At 70.6% G+C, this 19,446-nt stretch carries 19 protein-coding genes and 1 pseudogene; 10 read left to right on the top strand and 10 right to left on the bottom strand.

Annotated features, from left to right (window positions below; genetic code table 11):
* Positions 1–174 precede the first annotated feature (174 nt).
* Positions 175–720 carry a phosphatase PAP2 family protein gene (locus tag ABZ192_RS18135; protein WP_356925468.1) on the top strand — a complete coding sequence of 182 codons (546 nt, stop codon included), beginning with the start codon at positions 175–177 and terminating at the stop codon, positions 718–720.
* 25 nt (positions 721–745) lie between these two features.
* On the opposite strand, the gene ABZ192_RS18130 is transcribed toward ABZ192_RS18135, so the two are convergent.
* Together ABZ192_RS18130 and ABZ192_RS18125 are read right to left on the bottom strand one after the other, a co-directional pair.
* Positions 746–1,507, bottom strand: a complete 762-nt coding sequence (locus ABZ192_RS18130) for a ZIP family zinc transporter (protein ID WP_356925467.1) — start codon at positions 1,505–1,507, stop codon at positions 746–748.
* 93 nt (positions 1,508–1,600) lie between these two features.
* Entirely contained in the window at positions 1,601–2,620 is a 1,020-nt protein-coding gene (locus ABZ192_RS18125) for a DNA-directed RNA polymerase subunit alpha (RefSeq protein ID WP_356925466.1), read from the bottom strand.
* Between the two features lie 291 nt (positions 2,621–2,911).
* Here ABZ192_RS18125 and ABZ192_RS18120 point away from each other — a divergent pair.
* The 3 genes and pseudogenes from ABZ192_RS18120 to ABZ192_RS18110 form a co-directional block, all read left to right on the top strand.
* A pseudogene (locus ABZ192_RS18120) lies at positions 2,912–3,019 on the top strand (3-oxoadipate enol-lactone hydrolase); the annotation flags it as partial.
* Positions 3,020–3,605: 586 nt separating this feature from the next.
* Positions 3,606–4,340, top strand: coding sequence for a hypothetical protein (locus tag ABZ192_RS18115; RefSeq protein WP_356925465.1), 735 nt, complete (start codon positions 3,606–3,608; stop codon positions 4,338–4,340).
* A gap of 394 nt (positions 4,341–4,734) precedes the next feature.
* Positions 4,735–5,694, top strand: a complete 960-nt coding sequence (locus ABZ192_RS18110; RefSeq protein WP_356925464.1) for a hypothetical protein — start codon at positions 4,735–4,737, stop codon at positions 5,692–5,694.
* Between the two features lie 311 nt (positions 5,695–6,005).
* On the opposite strand, the gene ABZ192_RS18105 is transcribed toward ABZ192_RS18110, so the two are convergent.
* Positions 6,006–7,613: a multicopper oxidase family protein gene (locus tag ABZ192_RS18105; protein WP_356925463.1), complete on the bottom strand. Its 1,608-nt coding sequence runs from the start codon at positions 7,611–7,613 to the stop codon at positions 6,006–6,008.
* 90 nt (positions 7,614–7,703) lie between these two features.
* Entirely contained in the window at positions 7,704–8,171 is a 468-nt protein-coding gene (locus ABZ192_RS18100; RefSeq protein WP_356925462.1) for a hypothetical protein, read from the bottom strand.
* A gap of 165 nt (positions 8,172–8,336) precedes the next feature.
* On the opposite strand from ABZ192_RS18100, the gene ABZ192_RS18095 reads away from it, so the two are divergent.
* Complete coding sequence (locus ABZ192_RS18095; protein WP_356925461.1) at positions 8,337–10,241, top strand: copper resistance protein CopC; 1,905 nt, start codon at positions 8,337–8,339, stop codon at positions 10,239–10,241.
* 61 nt (positions 10,242–10,302) lie between these two features.
* Here ABZ192_RS18095 and ABZ192_RS18090 read toward each other — a convergent pair whose 3' ends face one another.
* Complete coding sequence (locus ABZ192_RS18090; RefSeq protein WP_356925460.1) at positions 10,303–11,736, bottom strand: MFS transporter; 1,434 nt, start codon at positions 11,734–11,736, stop codon at positions 10,303–10,305.
* On the bottom strand, positions 11,733–13,310 hold the full coding sequence (locus tag ABZ192_RS18085) for a DHA2 family efflux MFS transporter permease subunit (protein ID WP_356925459.1): 1,578 nt from the start codon (positions 13,308–13,310) through the stop codon (positions 11,733–11,735). The genes ABZ192_RS18090 and ABZ192_RS18085 overlap by 4 nt, the downstream gene beginning before the upstream one ends.
* A gap of 115 nt (positions 13,311–13,425) precedes the next feature.
* Between ABZ192_RS18085 and ABZ192_RS18080 the strand changes: the two genes are divergently transcribed.
* The gene (locus ABZ192_RS18080; RefSeq protein WP_356925458.1) at positions 13,426–14,088 is read left to right on the top strand and encodes a TetR/AcrR family transcriptional regulator; all 663 of its coding nucleotides are present in this window, start codon (positions 13,426–13,428) and stop codon (positions 14,086–14,088) included.
* A 9-nt stretch (positions 14,089–14,097) separates the two neighbouring features.
* Here the strand turns inward: ABZ192_RS18080 and ABZ192_RS18075 are convergent, their stop codons facing one another.
* Positions 14,098–14,667: a hypothetical protein gene (locus ABZ192_RS18075; RefSeq protein ID WP_356925457.1), complete on the bottom strand. Its 570-nt coding sequence runs from the start codon at positions 14,665–14,667 to the stop codon at positions 14,098–14,100.
* Entirely contained in the window at positions 14,667–14,849 is a 183-nt protein-coding gene (locus ABZ192_RS18070) for a hypothetical protein (RefSeq protein WP_356925456.1), read from the bottom strand. Before ABZ192_RS18070 ends, ABZ192_RS18075 begins: the two co-directional genes overlap by 1 nt.
* Before the next feature lie 214 nt (positions 14,850–15,063).
* Here ABZ192_RS18070 and ABZ192_RS18065 point away from each other — a divergent pair, with 214 nt between their 5' ends.
* A complete protein-coding gene (locus tag ABZ192_RS18065; RefSeq protein ID WP_356925455.1) occupies positions 15,064–15,486 on the top strand; it encodes a hypothetical protein in 423 nt (140 codons plus the stop codon).
* A gap of 149 nt (positions 15,487–15,635) precedes the next feature.
* Positions 15,636–16,448: a hypothetical protein gene (locus ABZ192_RS18060; RefSeq protein WP_356925454.1), complete on the top strand. Its 813-nt coding sequence runs from the start codon at positions 15,636–15,638 to the stop codon at positions 16,446–16,448.
* A gap of 56 nt (positions 16,449–16,504) precedes the next feature.
* On the opposite strand, the gene ABZ192_RS18055 is transcribed toward ABZ192_RS18060, so the two are convergent.
* The gene (locus ABZ192_RS18055) at positions 16,505–17,167 is read right to left on the bottom strand and encodes a TetR/AcrR family transcriptional regulator (RefSeq protein WP_356925453.1); all 663 of its coding nucleotides are present in this window, start codon (positions 17,165–17,167) and stop codon (positions 16,505–16,507) included.
* A 118-nt stretch (positions 17,168–17,285) separates the two neighbouring features.
* On the opposite strand from ABZ192_RS18055, the gene ABZ192_RS18050 reads away from it, so the two are divergent.
* Together ABZ192_RS18050 and ABZ192_RS18045 are read left to right on the top strand one after the other, a co-directional pair.
* Complete coding sequence (locus ABZ192_RS18050; protein WP_356925452.1) at positions 17,286–17,897, top strand: class I SAM-dependent methyltransferase; 612 nt, start codon at positions 17,286–17,288, stop codon at positions 17,895–17,897.
* A 9-nt stretch (positions 17,898–17,906) separates the two neighbouring features.
* Complete coding sequence (locus ABZ192_RS18045) at positions 17,907–18,542, top strand: DUF2218 domain-containing protein (RefSeq protein ID WP_356925451.1); 636 nt, start codon at positions 17,907–17,909, stop codon at positions 18,540–18,542.
* Between the two features lie 277 nt (positions 18,543–18,819).
* Here the strand turns inward: ABZ192_RS18045 and ABZ192_RS18040 are convergent, their stop codons facing one another.
* On the bottom strand, positions 18,820–19,422 hold the full coding sequence (locus tag ABZ192_RS18040) for a TetR family transcriptional regulator (protein WP_356925450.1): 603 nt from the start codon (positions 19,420–19,422) through the stop codon (positions 18,820–18,822).
* Positions 19,423–19,446: the final 24 nt, after the last annotated feature.

Raw genomic sequence — 19,446 nt, 5'->3', positions numbered from 1 at the left:
TCGGGGCCCGGACACGTCCGGCCCGGCGACCGCCGCCGAGCCGGGAGGGCATCTGCGGCCCGGTACCGCACGGTCAGGGGTGTCGGACCCCGCCGGCTCCGTCGCGAGACGGTACACGGTCACCAGCTCGTGCAGCACGAGTTAGGTGCCGTTCAGACCGGGAAGTCGCAGGTCATGGGAGTGCTGACGGATCTTCATGAGGGTGATCACCGGCTGACACGGTGGGTGGCGTCGTGGCGGTCGGACTGTGCCCGGCGGGTCCTGCCGGCGGTGGAGGAGACCGCCGAGCACACCAAGCTGTGGTGGGGCGCGGCCGTGGCTCTGTCCGCCGCCGGGTGGAGGGGACGCAGGGCCGCGATCGCCGGCCTTTCGAGCATGGCCGTGGCCGAACTTGCCTCGAACTGTGTCCTCAAGCACGTGTGGAATCGGCGTCGGCCGCCGAAGGAGTGGATCTCGCACGAGGAGGTCGACGACCGTCCCGACTCGCCGTCCTTCCCCTCCGGCCACACCGCCGCGGGGGTGGCGTTCAGCGTCGCGGTGGCGTCGGTGTGGCCCTGGGCGGGCGCGGTGTGTGCGGTGCCCGCCGTCGCGGTGGCCGCCGAACGCGTGCACACGGGAGCGCACTACCCGTCCGACGTCGCCGTCGGCGCAGCGGTCGGAGTGACCGCAGCCGCCTTGGTCGGCAGGGCTCCCCGCCTCGCCCTGCGCCTGCTGCGCTGACCTAGGGCCTGTCGAGGCACAGCGGTCAGGTGTGGGAGAGGGCGAAGGAGACGAGGAAGCCGCTGACGGTGATCAGTCCGATGGCCAGATGGGCGTCGTCGAACGCTTCGGGGATCGCCGTGTCGGCGATCATGGCGAGGATCGCCCCGGCCGCCACCGCGGTCATCGCGGCGATCACGGTGGGGGAGAAGGAACCGACCACCGTGTAACCGAGGACGGCCGACACCGTGCCGGCCGCGGCGATCGCCGCCCAGACGCCGAAGACGTACCCCTTGGTGCGGCCGGCCTTCTTCATCCCCGCCGAACTGGACAGCCCCTCGGGAACGTTGCTGATGAACACCGCGGCCACGGTCACGAGGCTGACCCTGCCGCCGTCGAGCAGGCTGACGCCGATCACCGCGGATTCCGGTACACCGTCGAGCAGGGCGCCGAGCGCGAGCGCCGTCCCGGACCCGCCCTGCTCGGCCTCCGAGGGCTGCGCCCGCGCCCGCTCGTGACCGGAGCGCTTGCGGTGGCGCGCGCCCCGGCGCGCCAGCCACACGTTGCCCCCGGTGTAGGCCAGGGCGCCGATGAGGGTGCCGACGGCCGCCGGAGCGAGCCCCGCCTGCTCGTACGCCTCCCCGACCAGTTCGAAGGACACCGCCGAGATCAGCACCCCGGCCCCGAAGGCCATCACGGTCGCGATCACCTTCTGCGGCACCCGCAGCCCGTACCCGAGCGCGGCGCCGACCAGCAGCGCCGAGCCCGCCAACAGCCCCCACAATCCAGCCTGTACGGCTTCAGCCATGCCGCCCCGTCTACCCGCCGAGGACGACGACCCACCTGGCTGCGCCCGCAAGTCCGGGCAGCGGTCTCCTCCCCTGCCGGCGCGCCGCAGCGGTCAGTACTGCTCGGTCTCCACGAACCCCGGGTCCCCGTCGTTGGGCGCGCCGAGGACGTCGGCGGAGGTCGGATCGAATCCGGGCGGGCTGTCCTTGAGGTTCAGGCCCATGCCGGCGAGCTTCTCCTTGACCTCGTCGATGGACTTCGCGCCGAAGTTGCGGATGTCCAGCAGGTCGGCCTCGGAGCGGGCGACGAGTTCACCCACGGAGTGCACACCCTCGCGCTTGAGGCAGTTGTACGACCGGACGGTGAGGTCGAGATCCTCGATCGGCAGGACCAGGTCGGCGGCAAGGGCGGCGTCCGTCGGGGACGGGCCCATGTCGATGCCCTCGGCGTCGATGTTGAGCTCGCGGGCCAGACCGAACAGCTCGACCAGGGTCTTGCCGGCCGACGCCATGGCGTCACGCGGACGCATGGCCTGCTTGGTCTCGACGTCGACGATCAGCTTGTCGAAGTCGGTGCGCTGCTCGACACGCGTGGCCTCGACCTTGTACGTGACCTTGAGCACCGGCGAGTAGATCGAGTCGACCGGGATCCGGCCGATCTCCTGGCCGACCTGCTTGTTCTGCACGGCGGAGACGTAACCGCGGCCGCGCTCGACCGTCAGCTCCATCTCCAGCTTGCCCTTGCCGTTGAGCGTGGCGAGGACGAGGTCGGGGTTGTGCACCTCGACACCGGCCGGCGGCGCGATGTCGGCGGCGGTGACCAGACCCGGGCCCTGCTTGCGCAGGTACATCACGACCGGCTCGTCGTGCTCCGAGGAGACGACCAGCTGCTTGATGTTGAGGATCAGGTCGGTGACGTCCTCCTTGACGCCCGGCACGGTGGTGAACTCGTGCAGGACACCGTCGATGCGGACGGACGTGACCGCCGCACCCGGGATCGAGGACAGGAGCGTGCGGCGCAGGGAGTTGCCGAGGGTGTAACCGAAGCCCGGCTCCAGCGGCTCGATCACGAACCGGGAGCGGAACTCGTCGACGACCTCTTCGGTCAGGGACGGACGCTGAGCGATCAGCACGGGGTGTGGCCTCCAGGGGGGTTCGGCGCCCGCTATGTGACGCCGTTGACACCAAGAAGGGTACGGGTGCGACCGGCGATGCCGTCTCCGCAGCCACGGCCTCCGTCTCCTGCCAGGGAGGACACGACTCGTTCACCGTGTGGAGTTCCGGCTGCCGATCGGGGAGATTCCGGAAGCGTTCAGGCGAGTCGCGGCGAGCCACGAGGATCCCACCACGCTCGATGCCGCGAGAGGGACGAGAGCCGTTAGGTTGGGACCGGCCATGTGAGATCCCGTGAGAGATGAGAGGGTCTGACGGGTGAGCGAGACACACCGAACACCCTGCAATACCGCTTTGACGGGCCGGAAGAGGCCCCAGTCCTGATCCTGGGTCCCTCACTGGGTACCACATGGCACATGTCGTAGAAACCGTCTCTGGGCGTCCAGCTGGTCCAGGGTGAACTCGTCCAGGCGCAGCAGCTTCGCCAGGTGCAGAGCGTCGCGTGCATCGGTTTTACCCGCTCACCGGCCGGACGCTGCAGCCTCGAGGGCGCGAGCACCTCGAAGCGTATCCCCGCCACCGAAAGCGCCCGGGCCAGGTCGGACCCGGTCGGCCCGGCTTCCTAGGCCACCGCGGCCGGACCGCCGGGCAGGCAATTGATCCATCCGAGGACGTCACCATGCTGCGGCGTGAGCCGACAGCGGATCAACTCACCCGCCACTGTGTCGATTGCGCACGCCACCACGCTGCGGGCGTGCACATCCAACATGGAGGCACTGCCGGCCAGGCTGCGCCCGGCTGGCAACCCACGACACCTTGCGAGCGAGGCCCGGGCTCACGACCGGCACCTACATACCGTCTAGCTGAGCTGCTCCGGCACTGGCGCAATCGGTCGCGATCAGACCTCGTTCGGGTGAAGCGGCGCTGCGTGTTCTGGGACAGCGGCTGCAACTGGTGATCCTCAGGTACGTCGGCCGGTGGCATCGAGAGGACTGGGGACTGCTCATGAGTCCGGATGTGCGTGTTGGCGCAGGGGCGGATACAGCCGATTCGCGAGGCCGCAGGCTGACGATCGCCGGCGGGCTTATGGTCGGGGGTTTCCTTCTCAATGTGATCATGACCGCTGGCTTTCATCCGTCGGGGGAGGAAGACGACCATCCGGCGATCTTCACCAAGTACGCGGACAGCGACCCCTGGATCGCTGTTCATCTCCTCCAGTTCATCGGCGTACTGGTGACGTTGAGCGGCCTGCTCGTGCTCTACCGCGCCCTGCGCGGTGCCGATGGGCCTTCCCTGGTAGCGCAGCTGGGGGCAGCAGCAGCTGTTGCGACTGCCGCGATCTGGGCTGTTCTGCAGGGGCTGGACGGCGTGGGCCTGAAGCAGGCCGTCGACTCATGGGTCAGCGCCTCGGGCAGTGAGAAAGCGATCCGTTTCGCCAACGCCGAGACCGTGCGCTGGCTGGAATGGGGGTTCCAGAGTTACTTCCGTATCCTGCTGGGGCTGACCCTCGCGCTCTTCGGGGCTGCGATTCTCGTTGGTCGCCGGGTGCCTGGTTGGCTGGGCTGGACGGCCCTTGTCGCAGGCGTGTGCTCTGTGATCTTCGGCGTCGATGTGGGCTACAGCGGCCTGGCCAGTGGGGTTCAGGACGTCCTTGGTATCGCCGTTTTCGTTTTTGTCCTGGTCTTCGCCATTGGAGTGCTCGTCACGGGAGTGCGCGAGCGCGGTCGGCGCCACAGCTGAACGAAGGCAGGCGCGCTAGCGGTCGCAGTGCCTTATCCATCGATGAATCGGTGCCCCGTCGGTTCTGCGAATGACCGGGGGCGAGCGACTGGGTCTCTTCCCTGGCTTGAAGCGAGAACGTCATGACGGCGAGCGAGGGCTGCGGGGGGCCCGATTCACCTTGGACCGAAACCGGACCCTGATGTGGATGAGCTCCCGGGTGCTTGCCGCCGGAACTGGTCGGTGTGGCCGCCGGCATCGTCACACCACCTACCAGGCGGAGTCCGCGCTGAAGCCGAACGGATAACCCGCGGTCGGAGATCGGTGCCCCAGCGATGGGCTTGGGAGCCGTCGACGCGACACAGCCGTCGCCGCGCACGACACTGCCAAGTAGGGACGTATCCCAGGAGATGCCATGAACACCGCAACGAAGATCACCACGTTCGCGGCTTCCTTTGCTGTCGTCTTCGGCGCCGCTTACGCCCTGGGCGCCGTCATCGGGCCGGTCGCGGCTGAGGTCGACCCTGCTGGCCACCCCACGCACAAGCCGTCCGAAGGACATGCGCACGGTCACCAGGCAGGCGCCCATGAAGGCCCTCCAGCCGGTGGGCTTCAGACATCCGACGGCGGCTACACCCTCGACCTGAAGACCCCGCGCCTGGACGTGGACCGACGCGTTGAGCTGCGTTTCGCCATCCGAGACAGCGACGGCCGGCCTCTCACTGAATACCGCACAGTGCACGACAAGGAGCTGCACCTCATCGTCGCCTCCCGTGACCTGTCCACCTATCTGCACCTGCACCCCACCCACACTGCGGACGGCACGTGGAGCACGCCGGTCACGCTGCCCGAGGCAGGCGACTACCGGGCCATTGCCGACTTCACCCCGGCTGCCGAGGCCAGCAAGAACCTCACCCTCGGCGCCGACCTCGAGGCCTCCGGCACCTACCGGCCCAAGGCCCTGCCCGCATCGTCCCGGACCGCCGAAGTCGGCGGCTACACCGTCACACTCGACGGCCGGCTGCGCCCCGGCTCTGCCCAGGAGCTGACGCTGACGGTCTCCAAGCAGGGCCGTGCCGTCACCGACGTGCAGCCCTATCTCGGCGCCTACGGCCACCTCGTGGCGCTGCGCTCCGGCGACCTGGCCTATCTGCACGTCCACCCCCACGGCGCACCCGGCGACGGCACCACCAGGCCGGGCCCGGACATCTCCTTCACCGCGACCGCCCCCAGCGCCGGTGCGTACCGACTCTTCCTGGACTTCCAACACGAGGGCACCGTGCGCACCGCGGCCTTCACCGTCCACGCCGCAGAGAGCGGCGAGGAACCGACTGCGGCCGCGGGCGAGACGGAAAGCGGCGATCACCAGCACTGACCCACGGTCACCATGATCATGTCGCGTGGTGCCGACTCGCAGCACGCATTGTCGTCGGCGGGATGCCGAGGGCACGCCCGTGTCCGCGGTCCATGAGGTGATCACGGACGACACGTGTCCGCACTGCCGTTACTGCCCGGCTTCGTCGCAGGCGTCATGCTCTTCGCGGCCGCCCGGACGCGGGTGTTTCGCCGCGGACGCTGGAGTACCTGCTGAGCACGTTTCCCGGCAGCCGCCGGACAGGTCACTTTGGCCGACGCCGGGGCAGGACAAGGCGGCCCCGCCCCGGCTACGCAGCCGATGAAGAAAACTCAGTCCCTGTAGGCCACGAGGGCCATCATCCCGACCTCGCCGTGGTAGGCGTTGTGGCAGTGCAGCATCCACTGGCCGGGGTTGTCCGCGTCGAAGGCGACGGACACCGTTTTCTTGGGCAGCACGATCGTGGTGTCCTTGCGCGGACCGGTGCTGCCGAGTTGGTAGGTGTGGCCGTGCAGGTGCATGGGGTGCCACATGTCGGTGGTGTTGACGAAGTCGAGGTGGACGCGCTGGCCCTCCTCGACCAGGAGCGGGTTCGCGGTCGGGTCGTCCATGTCGTACCGCTTGCCGTTGATGGCCCAGTTGTACTTGTCCATGCCACCGGTCAGTTCGATGCGGTGGACTCGGTCGGCCTTCTTCGAGTCGAACCGCACGTCGTCGCTCGCGCGTAGCTGGGCGGCAGTCATGATCAGGCCGCCGAGTTCCTTCGGCCGTACGGTCGGCTTCGGTGCGCTGCCCGAGCCGGTGCGCACCAGGGCCATGCCGCTCGTGTTCTTGCCTTCGGCGAGGGCGACGAGCGGGAAGACGCCGTCGTCGAGGGTGACCAGGGCGTCGTACCGCTCTCCCATGCCGATCAGCAGCGCATCGACCTGCTGATGCTCGACGGGGAAGCCGTCGGTGTGGGTGATGGTCAGCTTGTGGCCACCGAGGGCAACCCGGTAGGCGGTGTCGCCGCCCGCGTTGATGATGCGCAGGCGCACGCGCCTGCCCGGCTTGCCGGTGTAGACGGCCGGGTCTGTCGGAACCCGTCCGTTGACCAGGTGGTACGGGTACTTCACGTCTCCGGCGTCGCCGCCGAGCAGGTCGCTCTCGGCGCCCATGAGCATGAACTTCATCGACATGTCGTCGCCGGAGGAGGCAGACGCGGACGGCGAGGCACTCGTGCCGGCCATGTCTCCCATACCGTGCATGTCGTGGCCGGACGAGTCGGAGGAACTGTCGGAACCACTCATGTCCATGCCGCCCATGCCCTGCCGGAGTTCGGCGAACGCCTCGTCGGGCGTGCCGGTCACCCCGTCCAGCCAGTCGTCGAGGACAACGACCCACTCGTCGTCGTACGACAGCGGCTCCTTGGGGTCCTCGACGATCAGCGGGGCATACAGGCCGCGGTCGAGCTGGACGCCGACATGCGGGTGGAAGAAGTGCGTGCCGGGCGCGTCGGCAATGAACCGGTAGAGGAAGCTGGCTCCTGCCCGCACCGCAGTCTGGGTGACCGGCGGCACGCCGTCCATGTCGCTGCGCAGCGCGAGGCCGTGCCAGTGGATGGAGGTCGGGGTGTTGTCCGGCAGCTGGTTGGTCAGTTCGGCGGCGAGGGTGTCGCCGGCAGAGATCCGGATCTCCTTGCCGGGGACCTGGCCGCTGAAGGCCCAGGACTTGGCCATGGTGCCGCTGCCCAGATCGAGCATGGCGGGCGCGGCGGTCAGGTTGAGGCGGTGGGTCTTGCCGGTGCCGCCCCGCTTCTTCTCTGTACGAGCGACCTGGGAACCAGAAGGGCTGACCAGGGAGGGGCTGCTGGAGCTGTTGCTGCTGCAGGCGGCGAGTACGCCGGTACCTGCGGCGCCCAGTCCGGCGAGCAGGACGGAGCGACGGTTGAGGCTGTTCACGAGACGGTCCTCTTCTCAGTGCACGTTATGTTCGGGCGGTGTCCGGGCACGGCTCGCGTCGAGCGGACGCGGGAAGCCGTTGGGCACGGCCTAAATGCGCAGCTGGGAGAGGACGGACAGGTCTGGTGGCGCACGACTCACGGACCGTGCGATGTCCACGCCTGCCACCGTGGCGTACTGGATGGGGACAGCCGGGATCGGCGACTCGGACGGCGCCGCGATCTGTACGGCGGTGACGTTCGCCGAGGAGCAGTGCTGCATGACCATCGACGAGCAGGCCATACCGTCCGGGCTGCCGGTCAGCGTGTTCTGCCCGGCCGAGTCCGCCGGGGTGTGCGGGGCGGACATCGGCGCCGCGTGGTGCATCGCGTGCTCTGCCATGCCGGTCGCCGTAGCCACTGGAGCGGCCCCGGCCGTGGCGGAGGCCGAGACGACCGGGATGTGGGACAGCTCATGGTGCACGAGCAGGGCGAGTACGGCGCACAGCGTGACGAACATGCCGCGTACCCAGCGGACGACTCCGCCGGGCGGCAACCACGGGAACTCCCGTACCGTCATCGCGTGCTCCGTACATCCCTGTGAGTGGGGGTCGCACTATACCCCGATAGGGTATCCAGTCGTGGTGAAGTCCGCATTGGGCGAAGGGCTCGTTGAGACGTGTTGAGGGTGTGGGGCGATCGGGCCCGCCGGGTCATACGCCTGGCCGCGGCTGTGGTGCTCGCTGTGGCGGCGCTGCTGTTGGGTGCGCCCGGGGCACAGGCGCATGCCGTGCTGCTGTTCGCCGCGCCGGCCATCGAGGGCGCGGTGGCTACGGCCCCGAAGGAGATCTCTTTGGTCTTCGACGAGCCCGTGCAGCCGTCGGGGGCGAAGTGGCTGACGGTCAAGGCGGGGGACGGGCGGTCTGTTTCGCTCGGCAGGGCGGAGCGCGGCGCGGGCGGCAAGCAGCTGACGGCGCCGGTCCGTACGAGCATGAGGGCCGGCGTGTACGCGGTGACGTGGCAGGCCGTCGCTGCGGATGGTGACGTGATGAGCGGCGGCTACCGCTTCGCCGTCGGTTCCGCGGTCGCCGGCCTGACCGGCACGTCAGGCGCAGCCGGGCAGCAGCAGACCAGCGGGGCGACCGCGACCGCGGTACTGCGCTGGGTGCTGTTCGGCTCCTTCGCCCTGGCCGTGGGTGGGCTGGTGGGCGAACGGCTGGTGGCACGGCGCCGCGAGCCGGAGAACGGGGCCGCGCCCCGCTCGTGGACGCTGCCAGGCACGCTCGCCGGGAGCGTGGCCGCCCTGGGGCTCGCAGTCTTGATCGCGGGCGGCGGAAGCCTGGGGGAGGGGCTGACCTCGCCGTCCTGGTCGGCGTTGTTCGAGGGACGCCCCGGTGTGCTGGCGGTCGTCGAAGTCGCCGCGTGGGCTGGGGCGTTGGTTACCCTGCGGGCCGGGCGGCGGCGCGCTGCCCTCGTGTCGCTGGCCGCGGGGCTGGTCGTGGAGGGGTTGAGGGCTCACCCGGCCGGCGAGTCCGCCGTGTGGGGGCCGGTCCTCACCGGCGTCCACCTGACCGCTGCCGCGGTGTGGATCGGCGCGCTCGTACAGGTCATACGGACCGGCGCCGCCTGGCACTGGAACCAAGCCGCCCGGCGGCTGCTCGCTGATTACGCCCGCCTCGCCCTCGCCCTGGTCGTCGCCGTCCTGGTTACCGGCACGCTGTCCGGGCTGCTGCTGGTCTCTCCCACGGAACTGTTCGACACGGACTTCGGCCGCGTCCTCGCCGTCAAGCTCGCCCTCGTCGCCTCCGTGTGCGCCCTCGCCCTGTACGCCCGGCTCCGGATGGCCGAACGGGCACCCCGCCTGGCCATCCGCGTCGAAGTCTCGGCACTGGCCGCCGTACTGGGCGTCACCGCTTTGCTCAGCGTCACCCAGCCGCCCAGGGACGCGAACGCGGCGCTGCCGTTCGCGCCGCCACCGAGCGGAAACGCGATCACCGTGGGCGGACGCGCCGATGAGATCGGAATCGCGGCGACCGCGAGCGCCGGGCAGGTCGTGCTCCGGCTGACCGCGCCGGACACCGACCTCGAACGCGGCCCTTCAACGTCGTACAAAGCCGCCCTCAACATCACCTACCCCAGCGGTCACACCCGGACGGTGAAGTCGAGGGCGTGTGGGAACGGCTGCTTCGTCGCGCCAGTGACCTGGCGGACGGGCCTCAACCTCCTGACCGTACGCGCGGAAGCCGAGGGCTGGCGGGGCGGCCAGGACACGCTGCGCGTGATGTGGCCCCTGCAGCCGGACGCAGACCAGCTCACCCGCACCGTCAAGGCCATGAACAAGGTCGGCCGCTTCACGCTGCACGAACTGGTGGCCAGCGACGCCGACCGGCTGCGCACCGAGCCCACCACTCTCACCACCGACGGCAAGACGTTCATCGCCTCCGAGCCCTACGCCCAGGGCACCGCACCCCAGAGCGCACGGTTCACGGACGCCGACGGCAATACGGTCCTCGCCCTTGGCTTCCCCGGCGAGCGTCTCGCGCTGGAGCTGACCCTGGACGACCATGCCCGAGTCGTCCGCGAGACCCTCGTCGCCCCCAACCACCTGATCCAGCGCACCTTCCGCTACCCCGAGCGCGGCAACGGGTAGGAGGGGACGAGATGGCCGTGCCGCACGGGGCACGCGCAGCGCCCGCAGTCCGCCGGAGGCGTCAGTGCACGTGCGGGCCGCCAGTCATCTGGGGCTTCCCGCGCGGTACGAGGCCCAGGGCCAAGGCCGCGCTCGCCGCAGCCGTAAGGCCGCAGACGGTGAAGGCGTCCGTGAAACCGCCGACGGAGCCGCGCTCAATACCCGCGGCGGCGATCGTGGAGACGACCGCAACGCCGATCGAACCGCCGACCTCGTGGAAGGTGTTGACCACTCCGGACGCGAGGCCGGCCTCATGGTGGTCCACCATGCCCAGCGCGGTGGTGGTGGCGGTGACGAAGACCGCGCCGAGGCCGAGGGAGGCGACGGCAAGACCGGGCAGCAGGCCGGCGTACACGCTGGCGTCGGTGGAGAGCCGGGTCAGCGGCACGGTTCCGGCAGCGGCGATCACCATGCCGCCCACGGCGACAGCGCGGCTGCCGATCCGCCCGACGAGGCGGGAGGCGAGATGGGCGCCGAGACCGGTCGCCACGGCCGACGGGAGGAACAGCAGACCCGTCCTCAGCGGGCTGAACCCCCGCACGCGCTGCAGATAGACGGAACCGAGGAAGAAGAACGCGATCAGCAGCGCGGTGGCGATGAGCATCAGGAACGCGCCCGCGAGGACGGGTCGGCGGGTGAACATCCGCAGGTCCATCAGCGGGGCCCCGCTGGCGCGTTCGACCGCGGTGAACACGGCGTACAGGACCAGCGCGGCAGCCAGTGGCAGCAGTGTGGCGGCCGCTCCCCAACCGGTGTCGCCCGCTTTCACCAGGCCGTAGATGAGCGAGCCGGTGCCCGCGGTGACCAGGAGCGCACCGGGCACGTCGAGCCGGGCCGGCCGCGGGGCGCGGGCGGGGACGAGCGCGGGCAGGGCGGCCAGGACGGCGAGGCCGATCGGCACGTTGACGTAGAAGACCCACTGCCAGCCCGGACCGTCGGTCAGCGCGCCGCCGATGAGCACTCCGGCGGCCGCGCCGGTGCCGCCGATCGCGGCCCACACGCCGAGCGCCTTGTTGCGTTCGGTGCCGTGGAAGGTGGTGGTGACGATGGAGAGCGCGGCGGGGGAGAGCAGGGCGGCGCCGATGCCCTGCGCCACCCGGCCGCCGAGCAGCATGGGCGCGTTCTCGGCGAGTCCGGTGACCAGCGATGCGGCGGTGAAGACCGCGAGCCCGGCCAGGAGTGTGCGGCGGGCGCCGAGGGCGTCGGCGAGGCGGCCGCCGAGCAGCATGAGACCGCCGAAGCACAGGGTGTACGCGGTGACGGCCCAGGTCAGCGTCGCCCGGTCGAGGGCAAGGTCGGCGGCCATGTCGGGCAGGGCGACGTTCACGACCGTGACGTCGAGGATCAGCATGAACTGCGCGACGCAGATGAGGGCGAGTGCCGCCCAGCGGCGCGGATCGGCTTGCGCCCGGGGGTGTTCCGGCGCGTGGTGCGCGCCGGTGGCGGAATGGGTCATGACGAGTCCTTGTCGCGAGGGGTGGAGGCGGTTCGGGAAGGGGCGAAGACGAGGGCGACGACGATTCCGAGGGCGGTGACGCCGACCCCGGTGGCCATCGCCGGGCCCAGGCCGTCGGCGAACGCCCGGCGGGCGGCGTCGGCGAAGGCGGACCCTGCGTCACCGGGCAGGTGCCGGGCGACCGCGAGCGCCGTGCCGAGGGACTCCTGGGCGGAGGCGATCGCGTCGGGCGGCACGGCATGGCTGTGCGGAGCTGCGGCGAGTTCGCTGCGGTAGCGGCCGGAGAGCAGGCTGCCGCTGACCGCGACGCCGGCCGCCGCGCCGAGCTGGAGCGCGGCGGTGTTGGTGGCCGAGCCGACGCCGAGATCCGCTTCCGGCAGGGAACCGACGATCGCGTCGCTGGTGGAGGTGATGACGAACCCGGCCCCCGCGCCGAGCAGCAGCATCGCCACCAGCACCCGCCCGTATCCGTCACCCGCCCCGGTGGTGGCGAGAACGGCGGCCGAGGCAAGCAGCAGCGCGAGCCCGGCCGACGACACCGTCCGCAGCCCGATACGCGGCACCAGTACGCCCGCCAGCGGCCCGGCGACCAGCAGGGCGAGCGCTGCCGGGCCGAGCCGCAGCCCGGTCTGCCCGGCGCTGTAGCCGAGGACGAACTGCAGGTACTGCACGACGACGAAGAGCGTGCCGATGAGTGCGAACGCGCCCGCCAGGATCAGCGCATCACCGATTGCCAGGGCCCTGTGCCGGAAGATCCGCAGTGGCAGCATCGGGGCGGTGCTCCTGCGCTGCCAGGCGATGAACGCGGCGAGCAGCAGCCCGCCCGCTGCGAAGGCGGACAGCACGGCAGGACTGGTCCAGCCGCGGTCGGGTCCCTCGATCACCGCCCACAGCACGCTCGCGACGGTCACCACCGACAGCAGGGCGCCGGCCCAGTCCAGCCGCCGGGATTGCCGCGCCCGCGAGTTCGGGACGAGGAAGGCCGCCGCGGCCAGGCCGGCGATCCCGATGGGCAGGTTGATCAGGAAGACCGAGCCCCACCAGAAGTCGCTGAGCAGCCAGCCGCCGACCATCGGCCCGATCACGGTGCCGACGCCTACCGCCGCCGACCAGATTCCGATGGCCTTGGTGCGCTCGGCGCCGCGCGGGAAGACGTGCCCGATGATCGCGAGCGTGGCTGGCATGATCAGTGCCTCACCGACGCCCATCGCTCCGCGCGCCACGATCAGCGCTGTCACCGAGTCCGCGTACGCGGCGGCGACGGAGGCGGCGGTGAACAGGGCCAGGCCGGTCAGGAACACCCACTTGCGGCCCAGCCGGTCGGCAAGGCTCCCGCAGAACAGCACCAGGCTGCCGGACATCAGCAGATAGCTGTCGACGATCCATTGCAACTGGCTTGTGGATGCGCCTAGTTCGCTCACCAGGGTGGGCAGGGCGACGTTCAGCACGGTGGTGTCGAGGCCCACCAGCAGCAGGCTCACGCTGAGCACGGCGAGGGTGAGCCATCGCCTGCCGGTGCCGGGCGGGGCGCCGGAAGCCGGTGGGGTGGTGGCCAGATGCGCGGTGGAGGGCACGAGATCTTCTCCCGGGGCAGGGGCGGATGCAGCCTGCTTCCGCCCGCAACTGAACTGTACGGCTCAGTACATATGAACTCAACTGTTCAGTTCAGTCAATTGCTAGGATCGACTCATGAGCGTGGACAGCGTGAAGACACCCCCCAGCGGCCCCCGCGCCGAACAGAAGCGGCAGGCGATCGTCCGGGCAGCGCGCGAGCTGTTCCTCCGGGACGGTTTCGGTGTCGGCATGGATGCCATCGCCGCCGAGGCGGGCGTGTCCAAGGTGACCGTCTACAACCACTTCGGCAGCAAGGAAGCGCTGTTCACCGCGGTCATCACGAGTGCACTCGACGAACCCCTCGGCCACGCCTCATCGGCCGCACTCGAAGGGCTGGCTGAGGCCGACGACCTGCGCACGGCACTCATCGAAGCTGCCCGTGCCTGGGTCCATTCCGTCAGGACCAACGAGGACGTCATCGCCCTGCGCAACCTCGTCGCCGCCGAGCAGCACCGCTTCCCCGAGCTCGGCCGGGCCTGGCAGGGGCACGGCCCGGAGGGCCATCACCCGGCCGTCGCCGGCGCACTGCGCGCGCTCGCCGACCAGGGGCGGCTCGTGATCCCTGACCTGGAAGCCGCGATCATCCAGCTGTACGCGCTGCTGGTCTTCCCTCACATGGTCTTCAGCACCTACGGAACCCGCATCGACGACGACCTCACCGGCCGCCTCATCGTCAACGGTGTAGACATGTTCCTGGGGCACTACAGCCCGCGAGGGGTGGCGGACGCCGACATCTGAGGCGACGCGTCAGACCCGGGCGTCGGCCTGACCCTGGGCCGGTGTGCCCGTCGTCGCGGTGCCGGCCCGATGCTCCTGCTGCCGACGCCACCCGTACCGCGTCACGCCCCGGGGCTTGTACACCGACAGTCCCGTGGTCACCAGCAGGACGAGCACGGCGGCACCGGCATCGGCCACGAGCTGGATCCGCATCCCGTCCAGGCCGGTACCGGTCGCATCCGTCGCCGTGACCGCGTCCGCCATATGGCCGGCCACCTGCATGTGCAGCAGCAGAAGGAAGGTGGCGAGCACGGTCAGGGCCAGCTTCGCCAGCACCCAGTAGTGGCGGAACAGCCCCCACGTGGTGCCCAGGGACTGGACCAGCCCCGTCAGCAGCGACGCGAACGCCAGCGGGACGATCACATACCAGCCGGTGATCTCCATGGCTACATAGGCACCCTGTGCCCTGTGGGAATCCGGGGCGGCGGAGAGGCCGGCCACGGCGAGCGCCAGGAAGGCCGCGACCGAGCCGAGCCAGCCCACCGAGGCCGCGATGTGTGCGGTGAGCGCGAGTTTGCGCAGGCGGGGCGGCATCGCCATCAGTGACCGCTGCCCGCGTGCATGCCCGGGCCGAACCCGCTGCCGGTGAGGTGCAGCACGATAAACAGGACGATCAGACCTACCGCGACAGCACTGGACACCTTCACCCAGCGGGGAGTGGCGGGAGCGGGCCCCTGGTCGGGTGTCGTGCCGGTGCCCGGGTCGGACGGTGAGTCGGTCATGCCGGTGATGTCCTATCTCGTGCATGTCGGGTGCTGCTGAGGCGGCCAGATTTATCGATACAGGGCGTCTCTGTCAATCCATGCTGTATCGATGGTGCTGTCGCGTCTGCGTGCACGGGCCCCGGCATCCCGGAGCGCCGTGCCATGGGTAGGGTGATGCCGCCAAGAGTGACGATCAGCGCCTGCACAGGCGCCGGACAGGCTTGGGGGTCGGGTGAGCGGCGGTATGAAGGCGGGCGGCGTCGCCCTGCGACTCGTACTGCTCACCCTGCTGCTGCTCGGCGTCGGCGTACTGCACACCCTGAGCCACGCCGGGGCGCACGGCGGCGTATCGGCGTCCGACGCGGTGGCGCACTCCCCTCAGGTCCACGCCGCCCTCGCCGGCAATGTCGGCCTCCCGCAGAACCCGGACGCCTCAGCCGCGGCCCTGGAGCACGACGATGCGCAGCACCGTGCCCATACCGAGGGGACGCCTGCGTCCGACTGCCTCGCGCTGATCCCGAGCGGCTTGTGGCTGCTCCCGCCGTCGTGCACATCGACGTGGGCCGGTATGGCGGACCTCGCGGGCGGGGTCGACGCGGCACAGGATCCCGGCGGAGGTCCGGCGCGGGCGCGGCTGTCGGTGCTGCGGATCTAGGCCGACGGTGAACTGACGCGCGCACCCAACCGGTCGCGCCATGGTGTGCCGAGCGGTTTGCCCGGCGCTCTCTTCCCAGTCACCGTCCACGCTCCCACGGGCCGGCGCCACGCATCAGCGCACCGGCCTGCGCTGAAAGGCGTCCCTCCGTGTCCCAGCATCACCTCGCCGACCGCACCGCCAGGCCCGCGCCCCGACGGGCCCCGCAGTCCCACGAGCCGCACCCCGCGCCCACGCGACGCCCGCCGCTGCCGGCCGAGCCGGATGTGTCAGCGCGCCGCGCGGACCGGCGGCGAGGCCGCCGCCGCGCCCCCAAGCGCACACCCCTGCTCGGTGACTACCTCGGCTACGCGGCCACCTTCGTCGGGGCCGGACTGATCAGCGGCGCCATCGTCCACCACCCCCTGGACCCCGCCCGCTACACCCTCATCGCTGTCGCCGGCGCGGCGGTTTTCCTCTTCGCCACCGTCCTGAACGAGTTCGTGCTCAGCAAGCAGCGCCCCGGTGTAGCCAGGGTGCTGGGCATCGTGGCCGCCTCACTGGCGCTGTCGTTCGGCATCGGCATGCTCAGCGGCGGGCTGCAGCACTTCGAGGACTTTCCCGAACGTGCCGCGATGCTGATCCCCTTCGGGCTGGCCCTGTCCTTCATCGCGTACGTTCTGCGGTACCAGTCGGCGCGGTGGCGCAGCATCGTCGGCCCGGTGGGCGTGCTGGTCCTGGTGACCGCCGCCCTCGCCTTCGTCGGCCTGCGCGGTATCGCCGACGGCATGGCCGCCGAGTCGGGCGGTGGCGGACACAGCCACGGCGAGGAGAGGACCGGGGAGGCGGAAACGCCGGAGGAAGCCGGGACGGGGCATGGCGAGGAGTCCGGGGGCCGGACGCCGACGTCCGGTGCATCGCAGCCCAGCGTCCCGCCCGCGTCCGAGGAGGCCGGGCACGCGGACGACGGCCACGGCCACTGATCGTGCGCGAGGCCGGTCCGGTTTCCGGTGGCGTCAGCCCCCTGCCCCGACCCTGTTCAGGAACCGGCCGGGTGATGGCCGTGGGCGGAGTGGTGCCCCTGGTGGTGCGGCGGGTGCGTGGAGTCCTGTAGCGCAGGCCCGGTGGGGTCGGGCCGCAGCCCGGCCAGGGTGACTGTGACGAGTCGGTGGACGGCGGCCGTTGCCGGCAGGCCGCCGGCCGCGGTCAGGGCGTGAAGGCAGTAGCCGGCGAGCTCGTCGGGTGCGATGTCGTCCCGGACGTCGCCGGTTGGTACGGCCTCGGCCAGCAGGTCCTTGATCATGCCGTGGAGTCGCCGCTGGGCCTCGGTGACCTGCTGGTCGCGGTGCAGGAACGCCGCGAGGCCGCCGTCGTGGTGCCTGCGGGACTCGTGGGAGATGAGGGCGAACGCCCGCAGGACGGCCTCGAGCCGCTCACCGGCGCCCTCCGTCCGGTCCCGGACCTCGACCAGGTGGTCGAGGTGATGGCCGATCTGGCGCTCGTGCCAGGCGAGCAGGATCGACTCCACGTCCGGAAAGTACTTGTACAGCGTCGCGCGGCCGATCCCGGAGTCCTTGGCGATGCGCGACATCGTCACCGACGTCAGCCCGTGTTCGGCGACCAACGCCGCGGTGGTCTTCAGGACCGCGTCGCGTACGGCGGCGCGGTGCGCGTCGATCGTCTCGGTCCACAGCTTGGGCACGGCCCAAGCATACGGTCCGGCCATGCTTCGACATCATGGATTGACAGCGACAATGTGTCTCGATAAAGCTGGAGTCTCGCAGAGGCCAGGACGATCGCGCTCGACGGGAGGGGCGACCATGGCTGACCCAACTCGTCACCCCCGTGCCGGGGCAGACCCCGAAGACCTGTATGCCACCCGGCCGCCATGGGACATCGGCCGCCCCCAGCCGGCGTTCCTGGCCCTCGCCGAGGCCGGTGCCCTGCGGGGCCGGGTCCTGGACGCCGGCTGCGGAACCGGCGAGCACGCGATCATGGCGGCCGGGTTCGGTCTCGACGCCACCGGGGTGGACCTGGCCGCGAACGCCCTGCGCACGGCCGAGGACAAGGCGCGCACCCGAGGTCGTACGGTGCGCTTCCTCCGGCAAGACGCCCGGCAACTGGCCGAGCTCGGCGAGGTGTTCGACACCGTGCTCGACTGTGGGCTCTTCCACCTCTTCAACGGCGCCGACCGCGTCGCCTACGCCGATGCCCTGAGGTCCGTCGTGCCGCCGGGCGGCCGTTACTTCATGCTCGGCTTCAGCGACCGGCAGCCGGGTGAATGGGGGCGCGTGCACAAACTGACCCGGGCCGAGATCGAAGCCGCCTTCGCCGACGGATGGCGCGTCGACTCCATCGAACCCTCCACCATCGACATCACCGCCGACCCTGACGGCATCCGGGCGTGGCTGGTGGCTCTCACCCGCATCTGAAGGAACGCCATGCCGATCGCCGAAGCCCGTGTCGAGACCGAGCGCCCCAGCCGCTACCTCGTCCAGCTCTGCAAGCACTTCTCCAACAAGGGCCGCCACCTCGGCCACCGCCCACACGCTCACCAGGGCGGTGACGCGCAGGCGCTGCGCGACATGCGGTCCGTGGCGGAGCAGGCGCAGGTCGAATGGTCCGACACGGCCGGGGAAGTCGGCCTGCCCTGGGGCCGGATCACTCTGGGAACCGTCCCGGGCGCCCTGACGCTGCGTGCCGAAGCCGCCGACGAAGAGGACCTGAGGCGCCTTCAGGGCCTTGTTGCCGGGCATGTCGAGAGGTTCGGCCGACGCGAGGGGCTGCGGGTGAGCTGGCAGCGATCGGAGACCGCTGCCGATTCCGCTGAAGTCGCGCATATGGCCGAGGTGTCCGGCGGAGGAGGCGTGCCGCGCCGCAGGTACCTCAGGCTGGCAGCGCTGGTGGCCGTCATCGCGCTCGTACTCATCGTGCACCTGGGGCTCGGCGGGATGCTTCTGGCGAACTGGCGGTGGACGGGCTGGGCTGTCGGCGGCCTCCTGACGGTCGTCCTGGTGAAGGCCACCGTCCTGGGCGGGTTCGCCTTCCACCGCAACCGCACCTCGAAGAACCGCTGAAAAGCCGAACCGAAACGGATGCAAGCCGAGGAAGGGCCTGCCCCCACCTCGGTCCGCTTCTCGAAGCGGCGCTGTGACGGACAGTTCGAACGGCCTGGTGGCGTCCACGTCCGCCGGCCAGATTCCTGCCCGCTGTGCGCCACGGCGGAGAGGATTCAGTGAAGTGCCTTGCCGCCGTCCTTCGGCTCGTACCTCCCGGTCTGGGTGGTGGACGGGAGGTGTCGGGCATCGGCTGCCGTGAGCGTGGAGCCGGGTCCGCCCGGCCTCGTATCGGTTCCTAGGCGGACGGTCGTTCTGTGGCGCCGAGCGCCTGGAGGGTTGTGATGCGGAGCGCGGCCTGGGCCTCGGTGCTCGTCATGCGGCCGGCGCCGACCTCGTCACCGGCGGCGTGGCCGAGGGCGACCGTCACGGTCACCAGCCAATGCGGAGACAGTCCGGGGGCGAACTCGCCGGTCCGCTGACCCCGTTCGATAAGACGGGCCAGCCGGTCGGCAACCGGTTCGTGGCGCGTCCGGTCGCTCTCTGTGGGGGTGGCGTCCGCGGCGGCCAGGAGTAGTGGAGCGTTGTCCTCAAACGCTTGCCAGGAGGCGTCGAGGAACCTCAGCAGTGCGGCCGTGGCCGGCCCATCGTCGAGCGCGGCGGCGTCCATGGCGGCGACGGCATCGGCGGTGATCCGGTCGACGGTGGCCGCGAGGAGTTCGTCACGCGACGAGAAATGGGCGTAGACCGTCTGCCGGGTCACTCCCGCCGCCATGGCGATGGCCTCCATGCCCGCATCCGGGCGCTGTCGCAGCAGTCGGACCGCCGCGTCGAGGATGGCGGTCCGACTGCGCTCGGCGTCGGCGCGGCGCCGACGGCGCGGCCCTCCGGAGGAAGTCATCTCTTACAGCCTTGTCTAAGTTGT

It is taken from the genome of Streptomyces sp. NPDC006235, assembly GCF_040613735.1.
Classification (GTDB): Bacteria; Actinomycetota; Actinomycetes; order Streptomycetales; family Streptomycetaceae; genus Streptomyces.
The sequence above is the reverse complement of the archived record's forward strand: the minus strand, read 5'-3'. Positions and strand labels throughout refer to the sequence as shown.

Coding starts and splice junctions, on each gene's coding strand:
- ABZ192_RS18130 (WP_356925467.1), bottom strand. CDS start 1,507: ATGGCTGAAGCCGTACAGGCTGGATTGTGGGGGCTGTTGGCGGGCTCG.
- ABZ192_RS18090 (WP_356925460.1), bottom strand. CDS start 11,736: ATGACCCATTCCGCCACCGGCGCGCACCACGCGCCGGAACACCCCCGG.
- ABZ192_RS18100 (WP_356925462.1), bottom strand. CDS start 8,171: ATGACGGTACGGGAGTTCCCGTGGTTGCCGCCCGGCGGAGTCGTCCGC.
- ABZ192_RS18135 (WP_356925468.1), top strand. CDS start 175: ATGGGAGTGCTGACGGATCTTCATGAGGGTGATCACCGGCTGACACGG.
- ABZ192_RS18040 (WP_356925450.1), bottom strand. CDS start 19,422: ATGACTTCCTCCGGAGGGCCGCGCCGTCGGCGCCGCGCCGACGCCGAG.
- ABZ192_RS18080 (WP_356925458.1), top strand. CDS start 13,426: ATGAGCGTGGACAGCGTGAAGACACCCCCCAGCGGCCCCCGCGCCGAA.
- ABZ192_RS18115 (WP_356925465.1), top strand. CDS start 3,606: ATGAGTCCGGATGTGCGTGTTGGCGCAGGGGCGGATACAGCCGATTCG.
- ABZ192_RS18075 (WP_356925457.1), bottom strand. CDS start 14,667: ATGGCGATGCCGCCCCGCCTGCGCAAACTCGCGCTCACCGCACACATC.
- ABZ192_RS18050 (WP_356925452.1), top strand. CDS start 17,286: ATGGCTGACCCAACTCGTCACCCCCGTGCCGGGGCAGACCCCGAAGAC.
- ABZ192_RS18045 (WP_356925451.1), top strand. CDS start 17,907: ATGCCGATCGCCGAAGCCCGTGTCGAGACCGAGCGCCCCAGCCGCTAC.
- ABZ192_RS18070 (WP_356925456.1), bottom strand. CDS start 14,849: ATGACCGACTCACCGTCCGACCCGGGCACCGGCACGACACCCGACCAG.
- ABZ192_RS18110 (WP_356925464.1), top strand. CDS start 4,735: ATGAACACCGCAACGAAGATCACCACGTTCGCGGCTTCCTTTGCTGTC.